11 protein-coding genes and 3 pseudogenes are annotated in these 11,231 nt (G+C 66.9%); 4 read left to right on the top strand and 10 right to left on the bottom strand.

Annotated features, from left to right (window positions below; translation table 11 throughout):
- Positions 1-63: 63 nt before the first annotated feature.
- From A3CU_RS0129000 to A3CU_RS0129025, 5 genes are all read right to left on the bottom strand, one after another.
- The gene (locus tag A3CU_RS0129000; RefSeq protein WP_027945240.1) at positions 64-408 is read right to left on the bottom strand and encodes a MerR family transcriptional regulator; all 345 of its coding nucleotides are present in this window, start codon (positions 406-408) and stop codon (positions 64-66) included.
- A gap of 86 nt (positions 409-494) precedes the next feature.
- Entirely contained in the window at positions 495-1,229 is a 735-nt protein-coding gene (locus A3CU_RS0129005; protein ID WP_027945241.1) for an SDR family oxidoreductase, read from the bottom strand.
- Positions 1,230-1,398: 169 nt separating this feature from the next.
- Positions 1,399-2,508 carry an epoxide hydrolase family protein gene (locus A3CU_RS0129010; RefSeq protein WP_027945242.1) on the bottom strand — a complete coding sequence of 370 codons (1,110 nt, stop codon included), beginning with the start codon at positions 2,506-2,508 and terminating at the stop codon, positions 1,399-1,401.
- An 89-nt stretch (positions 2,509-2,597) separates the two neighbouring features.
- A complete protein-coding gene (locus A3CU_RS51515) occupies positions 2,598-2,888 on the bottom strand; it encodes a Dabb family protein (RefSeq protein ID WP_245617390.1) in 291 nt (96 codons plus the stop codon).
- Positions 2,889-3,075: 187 nt separating this feature from the next.
- Complete coding sequence (locus A3CU_RS0129025; RefSeq protein WP_027945243.1) at positions 3,076-3,492, bottom strand: nitroreductase/quinone reductase family protein; 417 nt, start codon at positions 3,490-3,492, stop codon at positions 3,076-3,078.
- A gap of 155 nt (positions 3,493-3,647) precedes the next feature.
- On the opposite strand from A3CU_RS0129025, the pseudogene A3CU_RS47170 reads away from it, so the two are divergent.
- Positions 3,648-4,067, top strand: a pseudogene (locus tag A3CU_RS47170) (MarR family winged helix-turn-helix transcriptional regulator); the annotation flags it as partial.
- Positions 4,068-4,087: 20 nt separating this feature from the next.
- Here the strand turns inward: A3CU_RS47170 and A3CU_RS0129035 are convergent.
- Together A3CU_RS0129035 and A3CU_RS0129040 are read right to left on the bottom strand one after the other, a co-directional pair.
- Positions 4,088-4,954, bottom strand: coding sequence for a helix-turn-helix domain-containing protein (locus A3CU_RS0129035; protein WP_027945244.1), 867 nt, complete (start codon positions 4,952-4,954; stop codon positions 4,088-4,090).
- A 41-nt stretch (positions 4,955-4,995) separates the two neighbouring features.
- Positions 4,996-5,703, bottom strand: coding sequence for an SDR family NAD(P)-dependent oxidoreductase (locus tag A3CU_RS0129040; RefSeq protein ID WP_027945245.1), 708 nt, complete (start codon positions 5,701-5,703; stop codon positions 4,996-4,998).
- A 151-nt stretch (positions 5,704-5,854) separates the two neighbouring features.
- Between A3CU_RS0129040 and A3CU_RS51520 the strand changes: the two genes are divergently transcribed.
- Positions 5,855-6,238: a TetR family transcriptional regulator C-terminal domain-containing protein gene (locus A3CU_RS51520; RefSeq protein ID WP_245617391.1), complete on the top strand. Its 384-nt coding sequence runs from the start codon at positions 5,855-5,857 to the stop codon at positions 6,236-6,238.
- A gap of 46 nt (positions 6,239-6,284) precedes the next feature.
- On the opposite strand, the gene A3CU_RS0129050 is transcribed toward A3CU_RS51520, so the two are convergent.
- Positions 6,285-7,934, bottom strand: a complete 1,650-nt coding sequence (locus A3CU_RS0129050; RefSeq protein WP_027945247.1) for a CocE/NonD family hydrolase — start codon at positions 7,932-7,934, stop codon at positions 6,285-6,287.
- 165 nt (positions 7,935-8,099) lie between these two features.
- Here A3CU_RS0129050 and A3CU_RS55230 point away from each other — a divergent pair.
- Positions 8,100-8,297, top strand: a pseudogene (locus A3CU_RS55230) (helix-turn-helix domain-containing protein); the annotation flags it as partial.
- Positions 8,298-8,459: 162 nt separating this feature from the next.
- A pseudogene (locus A3CU_RS54730) lies at positions 8,460-8,822 on the top strand (MarR family transcriptional regulator); the annotation flags it as partial.
- A gap of 566 nt (positions 8,823-9,388) precedes the next feature.
- On the opposite strand, the gene A3CU_RS51525 reads toward A3CU_RS54730, so the two are convergent.
- Positions 9,389-10,648 carry a tyrosine-type recombinase/integrase gene (locus A3CU_RS51525; RefSeq protein ID WP_169739705.1) on the bottom strand — a complete coding sequence of 420 codons (1,260 nt, stop codon included), beginning with the start codon at positions 10,646-10,648 and terminating at the stop codon, positions 9,389-9,391.
- A gap of 34 nt (positions 10,649-10,682) precedes the next feature.
- Complete coding sequence (locus tag A3CU_RS54735; protein ID WP_084143904.1) at positions 10,683-11,033, bottom strand: tyrosine-type recombinase/integrase; 351 nt, start codon at positions 11,031-11,033, stop codon at positions 10,683-10,685.
- Positions 11,034-11,231: the final 198 nt, after the last annotated feature.

Genomic DNA, 11,231 nt, shown 5'->3' on the forward strand with positions numbered 1-11,231 from the left:
AACGCCGCCACGCCGAAGGGTCGCATGGCCGCGCCCCCTGAAATCGCTAAGGGGCGAGAGCCGTCAGACGTGGTGATGTGTCGCGTCGATCAGCTCGTCCAGGCGCGCGAGCACCAACATCAGCTCGTCGACGCGCTCGTGGATCCGGGCTCGCTGTTCGCGCAGCATCGCACGTTGCTCGGCGTCGGTGTGCCCCGACTCGATGCACGGCAGGAGCTGGGCGATGTGGCTGCTGGTCAGGCCCGCGGCGTAGAACTGCTGGTAGAGGCGGACACGATCGACGTCGTCCTCCTGGTAGACGCGCTGGCCGGCAGGCGTCCGTTCGGCACGCAGCAGGCCCTGCTCCTCGTAATAGCGGAGGGCGCGTGCGCTCACTCCGGCCCGTTCCGCGAGCTCGCCGATTTTCATCGCCACATGGTCGCAAACGACGGGGCCGGTGCGCGGATTCCGGCTGTTCCGTCCGCGCTCCGGCCCCGCGAAGACATGCCCGCCACTCAACGCTGCCCGGTGGGCACCCCGATGGCCTGTGGGTAGAGCGACTCGGTCGGCTCACCGAGGCGGGCGCGCCACTCGCGGGTAATCTCGTCTCCGTACACCTCCAGAGCACCGGCCTCGACACCATCGAGCGCTGCGCGAACCACGTCGGCAGGGTCGGCCAGCGACCAGCCCGGCTCGCTCTTCGCCCATGCGGACATGTCCGTGTCCACCAACGCCATCGCCAAGCCGGTGACCTGCGTACCCTGCCCGGCCAGCTCCAACCGGACCCCGTTGGTCAGCTGCCACGCAGCCGCCTTCGCCGCCCCGTAGGTGTCGGCGAACCCGAACGCCCGGAACGAGCTCTGCGAGAGGACATTGAGGATGGCTCCACCGCCGTTTAGGTCGAGGATGGGCGCGAAGGCCCGCACCATGCGCAAGCTGCCCCAGTAGTTCACCTCCATTTCCTGCCGCGCGTTCGCGAGGTCGCTGCCGATGAACGAGCTGAGCGTCGCGACCCCAGCGTTGTTGATCAACAGGGTCACGTCACCCGCCACCGCGGCAGCCGCCTCGACGGAGGCGTCGTCGGTCACGTCCAGCCGCAGCGGCACTGCGCCCGGTACGTCGACCGACTCGGGTTTCCGGGCGGCCGCGTACACCCGCGCCGCCCCCCGCTCCAGCAGCTCGGTGACGAAGCGCTTGCCCAACCCACGGTTCGCCCCGGTGACCAGGGCAATCTGATGCTTAATCTCCACGTCTTCGACGTTAGAACCTCACGTTAACGTCAGGGACAACGTGATCTGCGCCGCGTTTCGGGTCCTTGGGCGCAACAGCTTCCATGCCGTGACCGATCTGTGCGGGCTTGCCGATCGGTCACCGGATCACCCGCAATGCGTGACCGATCTTGCGGACGACGCTGCTTCCTCAGGCAGAGAGCACTGCGACGAACTCGTGGATGTCGCGGGCGAGCAAATCCGGCTCCTCATGCGGGGCGAAGTGTCCGCCGTGGTCGAAGCGGGTGTAGCGCACCACGTGGTATGTCCGCTCGGCGTACTCGCGCGGCGGCACGGAGATGTCGTACGGGAATGCGGCGACAGCGGTCGGCAGGTCGCCCATCACCGGCCGGGGCAGAGGGTGCGCGAGGTGGTCGAAGTAGGGCCGGAATGATGTACCGATCGTGTTGGTGAACCAGTAGAGCGAGGCCTGCACCAGGATCTCGTCGTCGCTCCAGCGGGCGGTGACGTCTCCACCGCAGTCGCTCCACGCGCGGTACTTCTCGAGGATCCAGGCCAACAGGCCGACCGGAGAATCTGTCAGGCCGTAAGCCAGCGTCAGGGGCCGGGTCTGTTGCTGGTGCGCGTAGGCGCCCCCGTCGCTGGTCCAGGACTCGATCCCGGACAGGTATGCCTTCTCGGCCGCAGTGAGGTCGCTGTGGTCGGCGGCCGCCATCACCGCCATCAGATGGATGCCTGCGACCGCTTCGGGATGGGCGGCCCCGAGACGCGAGGTGATCCCGGCGCCGAGGTCGCCGCCGTGCGCGACGTAGCGGTGGTAGCCAAGACCTGACATGAGGCGGTGCCAGACCTCGTGCGTCGGAACCTCGGCCGGAGCCGCAGCAGGCTGATCGGAGAAGGTGAATCCGGGCAGAGACGGTACGACGACATCGTGCCCGAGGTCGGCGAGCCGGTGAGCCAGGGGGATCATCTCGGCGAAGGTGCTCGGCCACCCGTTGGTCAGGACGATCGGAAGACCTGCTGGCGCTTTCGCGCGCACGTGGAGGAAGTGCACGCGCTGACCGCTGATGTTCGTGGTTCGCTGCGGCTCGGCGTTCAGACGGCGTTCGTGACTGCGCCAGTCGAACCCGTCGGCCCAGTAGGCAACAAGGCGTGCCAGGACATCCCGGTCGGTTCCTGCCGACCAGGCGGGTTCGGGCCAGGGTCGAGGCCACCGCGTCGACGACAGGCGGTGTCGCAGATCTGTGACATCGTGGTCCGGCACGGCGATGGCGAAGTCGGCAACTTCGAGTGGTGTCATGACTGCTCCTCCGGAAGCTCAGAGCGTCCGAGTCGCTCTGATGCCGACGCGGTCACGAGAGTAGCTGGCTGCACGGTCGCGACGGCGGCTCAAACGGGTCGTCGTCGACCACGTCGTAGGACACGAACTTGTCGACCAGTGGCAGCCCGATCATGTCCGTGTGGTGGTGAGCCGGGCGGATCAGATACTCCCAACCCCTCCAGGTCTTCGATCGCGTAGATCGCGGCGAAGGAGTACTCGCCGCCGAAGTCACGGCCGACGATGAACGACTTCACTGACGGAATCACCCGCCCCTGGTTACGCATGCTCTCCACCGCCTCCTCCAGCTTCTCCGGAGCCACCTCCGGCTTGATGGTGATCCGCGCGCTGAGATAAATCATCGACCTTCTCCTTTTATCTCGTCCGGTACGGCAGTCACCGCACCAGCAATTCGAATGGTCAACCACTCGCTTCGAGTGGGTAGAACAACGGAATGCAACCGGGCCGGCGGTTTTCAGGCCGAGAAATTGATGGTTCACGCAGGGTCGGCGGGGACGGCGAGGTCTAAGCCGTTGCCTGCCGCCGGGCTCAGGACGTGGCAGGGTCGAAGCGGATCACGGGCAACGTCCGCCCTGCCTTGGCCTGGTACGACGCGAAGGCGGGCGCGATCTTTACGAAGCGTCCGAAGGCGGTGTCGCGTTGGTCGCCGGTGAGCTCGGTTGCCCGGACAGGGATGGTGGCGAGGTGGCCGCCGACCACTGCCTCGATGTCGATGTCGGGGTGTGCGCGTAGGTTGACGACCCAGGCTGGGTCACGTGGTGCGCCCATGGCCGAGCCGACGACGAGCCATGCGTCGCCCTCACGCAAAGACATGGCGGGGTTGATGCGCTCGGTGTTGGTGCGTACACCTCGGTGGTGGATGAGGACGAGATGGGTGCCCCAGGCGCCGGCCCGGCCGTTGTTGGCTCGGAATTCGGTGATCACCTGGTGGTTGAACTCGGTCATGGTTGGTCCCTTCCGTTCTTGGTGTCGGCCGGCCGGAGTTCCGGCCGGGCCGGCGAGGGGTCAGTTCATGAACATGCCGCCATCGACGTTCAGGGTCTGGCCGGTGACGAAATCGGCGTCGGCACAAGGCCCTCGCCGGAGGCCTCCTTCGCGAATGTGGACTGCATCCGGGCCAGGAGCTGGTGATGATGACGTTGTGGGAGGAGGGCCCGCAGCGTCAGGTCGATCTCGCGGAGACGGTCGACTCGGACGCTCCGACGATGACCCGGAGCATCGCCAGGCTGGAGCGCGCCCGGCTCGTACGCCGGACCCGTTCGACGACCGACCGACGCTCAGTCATCGTGGAGGCGACCGAGGAGAGCCAGGCCCTGAAGAAGGCGGTCGGTCACGCCTGGGCAGAGCTCGAGCGAGCGACGGTGGGGACGATGTCGCAGACGCGCATCTCCGAGGCCCGAGCGATTCTCGCCGAGCTCGAGGCGAGCCTGGCGGGCGTCTACTCCGAAGGCGGCCAGGGGGCGGCGCTCTCTCGACGTGGACGAGCCGGCGAGTCGTCCGTGCACGCTGGCAAGCAGTAGCGCCCGGGACGACGGTGTCGTCAGGCGGGGGGCTCCGAGGGCGTCGTCCGGAGATCCGGCTGCGCTGGAGCCTGGTTGAGGGAGTTGAGGAGCAGGAGCTTCTCAGCGTCGGGGCTTGCGGGCGCGGCGTGGTAGACGACGAGCATCTGGCCTGTCGTGCCGCTGATGGCGAGCTTCTCGCGATACAGACGCAGCTCGCCGACCTGTGGATGCTCCAGTCGCATCTCGGCGCCCTCCCGTGTGCGCACGTCGTGTCGTGCCCACAGGGCCCGGAAGCGCGGGCTGGCCAGCGACAGCTCCCCGACCAGGTCGATGAAGCGCGGGTCGTCGGTATCGGTGCCGACCGACTGCCGGAAGCCGGCCACGAGTCGCTCGGTCGCGCTCTCCCAGTCCGGATAGAGATCCTTCTCCGCCGGGTCGAGGAAGACGTCTCGGAGCCGGTTGCCGCCGACCACCAGGCGCGGCGACAGCGTGGTGGCCGGCGGGTTGGCGGCCAGGACGTCGAAGTAGCGACCCTCCACGAATGCGGGCAGGGGAAGGGTGCTGACCAGCATGGCGACGCCCGCCGGGACCGCCTCCCGGCGTGGCGTACGTCGCCGGCGTCGCGGCCGCGGCCCACCGAGGCTGACCAGGTAGGCCGTCGTGTCCTCGTCGAGTTGGAGGACACCAGCCAGCGACTCCAGGACCGCGAGGGAAGGACTGGTGTCGCGGCCCTGCTCCAGGCGGAGGTAGTAGTTCGCGCTGATGCCGGCGAGCATCGCGACCTCCTCGCGGCGCAGGCCCGGCACCCGGCGTGACCCGTGCACCGGCAGTCCGGCCTGCTCGGGAGTCACCAGGTCGCGACGCGCTCGCAGGAATTCGCCGAGCCGGTTCGCTCTGTCGGTCATCGCGCTCTCCTCCTGTGGGCTCTACTGGGCCCACCGAAGCCTTACCACGCGATGGGACCGTGGATCGAGCTGTAGGTGCCGGTGGGGCCGTCGGGTGAGACCTGGGCCATCCGGACGATGACCTCGGCGCCCTCCTCGACGGTCTGGGTGCCCGTGCGGCCGTTGAGATCGGTGTTGGTGAATCCCGGCTCGACGGCGTTGATGCGGATCTGCGGATACTGCTTGGCGTACTGGATCGTGATGGTGTTGACGACCGCCTTGGAGGCGGGATAGCTGATGCCAGGGTAGAAGTGGGTGTGGCTGTCCGGGTCGGCGATCCCGGAGATCGACGCCAGCCCGCTGCTCAGATTGACGACGACCGGGGCAGCCGACTTCTGCAGCAGCGGCAGGAAGGCATGCAGCACGCGCAGCGTCCCGAAGACGTTCGTCTCGAAGGTCTCCCTCATCAGCTCGGGCGTCTCATCGGCCGCCGTCGGGATGGCGTTGCCCTCAAGCCGCGGCTCGACGCCGGCATTGTTGATGAGTACGTCGAGCCCGCCCTCGGCAGCGATGGTGCCGACCGCTGCGGTGACCGAGGCGTCGTCGGTGACGTCGATGCGGACGAAACGGGCGCCGAGCTCGGCGGCGGCTGCGCGACCGCGCACCTCGTCGCGTGCGCCGACGTAGACGGTGTGCCCGGCTTCGACGAGTCGACGGGCTGTCTCCTTGCCGAGGCCCTTGTTGGCCCCGGTGATCAGTGTTGTCGTCATGGTCCCAAGCATGACGCGCGCCTCGCCCCCAGAGGAGTCGTCTGTTCTTCCCTAGGACCGACAGGACCACCGCCTACTGCACCCCCCAAATGGCGAACGCCTGAGGACCGCCCAGGACGCCGGCCAGATCCGCGCCGACGTCGATGTCCAGGTGGTCGTCGACCAACTCTGGGGCGCGACGTACTACCGCCTGCTCGTCCCCAACGAGCCCGTTACCCACGACTTCCTCGTCGCCCTCGTCGCCCTCGTCGGCAACCTCCTCGACGGCATCGCGCAGTGCCTGCCGAGACATCGTGCGTTTCCCGGATTTCCTTCCGCGTTGGCGCCGGCGAGCCCGGCGTCGGAACGCCGTCGAGAATTTGTTTCCGGATTGCGGCCACTCGAACAGGCCGCCGGAGCCCACGCCGCCATCGAACTTCGGGCCGTGGTCGGAAAAACGTGCTGCGGACCCCAACGGCGCCGGCGCTGCCAACGGTCACGCCGTGAGCAGCACTTGCGCGAGGCCGGCGGGTTGAGTGAAGCACGCCTCAGTTGATCAGCCGCCATCGTCGGGTGCGCCGCAACGGTTCCTCGCGGCGGCGTCAGTTTCGAGCGACAGGAAGGAGGATGGCCGAGGGGTGGTCTTCGTCGTGCAGCACTTCCTGGTCGGCCACCCACATCGCGGTCGCGGTCGCGATCGGTTCGCCCGTCCCCAGGTTGCGGTTGTGCATAGGGTGGGCGCCGCTGGACACCTGAAGGCGGATCCGGTGACCAGCGCGGAAGCGGTGGGCGGTGGCGTGCAAGGACACCGTGACGTGGTGGACGCTGTCCTGGTCCACGGGTGATCCCGGGGTGAGGCGGACGATACCGTCGCAGATATTGATCGACTTCCCGTTGGGCGTGACGTCGCACACGCGGGCGAAGAAGTCCGTGTGTGCCAACGATGAACGCACGTACAGCTCGGCCGACACCATGCCCATGACAGTGGTATCGCGGGTAATCGGCGCGCTGGTAAAGGTCAGCACATCCGTTCGCGTCTCGATCCTGCGGTTGTCCTTGGGCCCACCGCCGAGCACCAACGCCCCGCCGACGTTGGGCGTCGGGTCGGCCGGGTCGTACCGGTAGCGCGAGGATGCCGCGGCCGACGCCGCGCAGGCGTCGGCCGGTTCGGGCGAGAGCCCGCCGCCCGCATGTAGATGCCAGCGGGTCGGCGTAGTCGGTGGCGGCCAGGAGGGCAGGTCGACCCACTCGTCGACGCCCATCACGCACACCCGCACGGGGGAGGGCCGCAGCGCGTCAGGGTTGCCCCGCAGATGAGCGTCGTACCACGCGAGGCTTTCCTGGAACCCGGCCTTGAACGCGCCCAGCGAGGCGTGCGTCCACGGCCCGATGGTGAGGTAGGGGTTCCTGCCCGCCTCACGCAGCGCCTGGTAGTCGGCGAGTTGATCGGCCAGGAAGAAGTCGTACCAGCCGCCCACCAGGTGCACGGGCGCCTGGATGTCCGGCACCCGCTTCGCGTGGTCCATCGCGGTCCAGAACTCGTCCTCGGGGCCGTCGTTCCGCAAGATCTCCTGGAAATAGGGCACGGTTCGCCCGGTGATCACCCGATCCGCCTCGCCGACCGGCAGGTGGGCGGCCCCCTTGCGCAACACCGCGGTACGGCGGGCCGCCACCCGCATCTTGCCGAGAAACGACTCCTCGAAGTACACGGCGTACTGCTGGTACACCCAGGTGAGCAGCCCCTGCAGACACAGGACCGGCCCGTGCTGCACCCCGTACACGCGGGATGCTGCCATCTGCGGCACCAGCGCTCCCACGAACTCCGGCGCGCCCGGCCCGGCGGCGAGCTGTACGTACCCGTAGTAGCTCTGGCCGAACATCGCCACCTTGCCGCTGAACCACGGCTGACCGGCGAGCCACTCCAGCGTGGCCAGCCCGTCCTCACGTTCGTCGCAGAACGGCCGGTACTGCCCACCCGACCCGAACGTGCCCCGGCAGTTCTGCATGATCACCTGGTAGCCGCGCTCGGCGATCAGCCGCGAGATCATGTCGGGCTTCTTCCCGCGCGGAGTGTACGGCGACCGGATCACCACAATCGGCAAGTCCGCCCCGCCTCGCGGGGCGATCCGGTTGGCGAGCAGCACAGCCCCGTCCGGCATGGGGACGCGGAGGTCGACCTGGCATTCGAGCTCGTGCGCGGCGACGGCGGGAAGGCCGAGCAGCCGCGACGCCAGCCTGGTCAGCAAAGGCATCGGCATTCTCCTTGACGGTTCGACGCAGGCGAACGCTAGCCTGTGTTTTCTTTCTCCTCAACGGAAAGGGCGATTATGAGGGCTATAAGGCCTGGTAAAGATGCATAAATTGGTGCAATGACTCTGCCGACAAACGCATTGCAATGGACAGGGAGGAGTGCGCAAATGCCGGGAGGTCGGCTGACCTACGAGGATCGTCTGCGCATCGCGGCAGGTCTGGCCGGGGGCCTCGGCTACTCGGACATCGCCCGGCGCCTCGCGCGGCCCACCTCGACCATCACTCGCGAGGTGGCCCGCAACGGCGGCCCCCACGCCTACCGGGCCGCCGCAGCACAGGCCGCGACCGTGCGGCGCGCCCGCCGTCGCAGACTGGCCCCGCCCTTGACCGAACCGATCCCCGCCGACACCCCTTACGGCCGTGCCCCGGAGGCGGTGCGCGCCTTCGAGCACCGGTTCATGACGATGATGGTCCAAACCGGACTGCCGCCGATGATGGCGAAGGTGCTCGTCCACCTGTTCACCAGCGACACCGGCGGCCGCACGGCGGCGGAACTCGTGCAGCGTCTGCACGTCAGCCCGGCGTCGATCTCCAAGGCCGTCGGCTACCTCGAACGCGTCGGCCTCGTCAGGCGCGAACGCGAAGGCCCGCGACGGCGCGAACGCTACCTCGTGCACGACGACGTCTGGTACCGGGCCTGGTCGGCGAGCGCGCGGTCCATCCAACTGTGGGCCGACACCGCCCAGGAAGGAGTCAGCATCCTCGGCGCCGCCACCCCCGCCGGTGCCCGGCTCGACGCAACGAGCCGGTTCTTCCAGCTCATCGGCCACGACATGGCCGAGACAGCCGAACGCCGGCGACGCGACATGTCAGCTACGTCGACCCCTTGAAACGGACCCGATCCTCCCAGAGCCCCGGATTCTACGTCGAGGATGCTGCCGAGGGCCGGCCTAGAGGAGCAGCGGCTCCGTGGCTTAGCGCTAACCGCTGTACCGCTGCTACTCAGTCTTCCGCTCGACGCTCAAGAGCGACAGACTCCTTATCGTGATCAGGAACACGACTAAAAGGAAGGCTCCGCACGCCAGCCGTTCCTGTTTCTCGTTGATCAGGACTTCCGCAGGACCGTGCATCCCGGGGCTCTGAAGATCAAATATTACTCCCGACAGGAATATTCGTCAGAGTAATATATCAAAAACGCCAATGCATGTACCTTGGCCACAACAGCACGGGTCAAGATTCCAGAAATCCGACTCCGAGAGCAACCAGTCTTCAGGAGAATTTCACGTGAGCTTGTTATTTTGGCCACTGGTGGTCGCTGCGGCATCGTTGGTGACTACGGTCGCCGTGGCCGGACTCCTCTGGCTCGCAGACCACCGGGCAACGCGCATACGGTACAGCGCTCGCGCCGGTCTATTCCAGGTGATTATCAATCTCGACCGGCCGGACGCCGACGAACCTACAAGGCAGCGAATGTAGTGATTAGTTCAGCTGCTCCCGCTCTCCGCACCTCAAGCTCGTAGTCCGCAGGATCCACGTCCTTGCCCCCATGGCGACGCGCGGCGTTTGTAAGCAATCGCCGCAACTGTGCCGGATCACCGGGGGCGGCCTCAGCGGTGAAGGTGCGCACGTTCTCACCAAGGCAGAAGAGGCGAAGGTCAAGCAACTCAGCGCCCTCGCCGTCACTCGCCGGAGAGGTCGGCTCGGTGACTGGTTCGGGTTTCTGCACTTCCTCAGCAGGCGGCCTGAGAACTACGGCCCGACGGCCACGGCTCGCCTCTACGAGCTTCCATTCCTTCAGCAGTTCGACGACCCGGTTCGCGGTACCTGCCGAGACATCGTGCGTTTCCCGGATTTCCTTCTGCGTTGACGCTGGCGAGCGTGGCGCCAGAGCGCCGTCGAGAATCTGCTTCCGGATTCCTGCCGCAATTTTCTCGTAAGGCGCTTCCGGCTGGGTCTTCGCACGCTCGATGCGATCAACAGCGACCGGACGCGAAGGCATCCGAGTAGCCAGCATGTTTGCCGCTCGCTGGTCGGATTCGGCGACCCAAGCCGAGTAGACGCGAAGAGTCGTCGAGCCTCCGCCAGCGTGACCTAGACGACCACCAACCGTGCGCGGGTCCACTCCGGCGGCAATCAACTCGGTTGCCGAGAAGTGCCGAAGCTTGTGAATGGTGGTGGCGATTCCGAGACGCGCCGCGAGACGCCCATACCGCTGAGTGACTGTGTTCGGCTTCATGGACTTGCTGCCGTCTGGCGTGAGCGAGAACACAAAAGCCTCGTCTGACAAGGAAAGGCCAAGACTCGCCACGCGTGTCTTCCACCGCTGCCGGTGCTCGGTTAGAACCGCGATCGTGTCTGGATCGAGGGCAATCCGCCGATGCTGGTGAGTCTTGGTGCCTTTCTCGGCCGTCTCAGCACCGTTCTGGTCAACACTCCGCCGGACGCTGATGGTGCCGAGCGACAGGCTTACGTGCTTCCACCGCAGCGCGCACAGCTCAGCACGCCGCGCGCCCGTCGTCATGGCCAGCCAAACCAGTGTCCCCCACTCCGGGTCTTTCCACGCCTCGTTGACGATTCGCGCGGCCTCCTCCGGCGTTGGGGGCTGCGGGTCCGGGTTCGGCTCAGGTGGCGGCTCTGCGGTCGATGCAGGATTGCCGGTCGTGATCCAGCCCCACTTGACCGCGCGCGTCAGGGCGCCACTGAGCAGGAAATGCACACGCCGCACGGTCGAGGCAGCCAATCCCTTGCACTCATGGGTTTTGCACCGGTCGTCGCACTCTGCGGCTTGTTGGTTCGGTGATCGATCGCATTCGTTCCGTCACAATGCTTCCGGCATCGGCGAGCTCGGCGTAGAACGAATCCAGTAGCTGCGCGTCGATCTCCGCGACCTTCTTGGAACCGATCAACTGCTTCACGTGGTTCTTGTAGTTCCGCCGGTAACCGCGCAGCGTTCCGGGGTCCAGGTTGGCAACCGCCAGGTACTTGTCGAGTAGCTGGTTCAGGGTGGCCTTCGTCCTAGCCCGGATCTTGCATGGGGTGGTCGGCTGGTCCTGGGTGGTCCGTGGGGTTGTTGTTCGGGGTGTTTGTTTGGTTTGGGGCAGGTTGGTGGTGCCCGTTGTCGGTGGGGTGGCCGCCGGTGTTCACTGCCGGGGTGGTGTTGCTGGTTGTCGGGGCGGGTTGGTGATGGTTAGGCGAGTTGTGGCAGGGCGGTGAGGCGTTGGTGTGCGGTGATGATCAGGGTGTTGCAGGGTGCGTGTCGGGATAGTCGGAGGTGGACTCGGCGGGCGTGTCGGGCGATG

Origin of the sequence: Amycolatopsis taiwanensis DSM 45107, from assembly GCF_000519205.1 — a bacterium.
GTDB lineage: Bacteria > Actinomycetota > Actinomycetes > Mycobacteriales > Pseudonocardiaceae > Amycolatopsis_E > Amycolatopsis_E taiwanensis.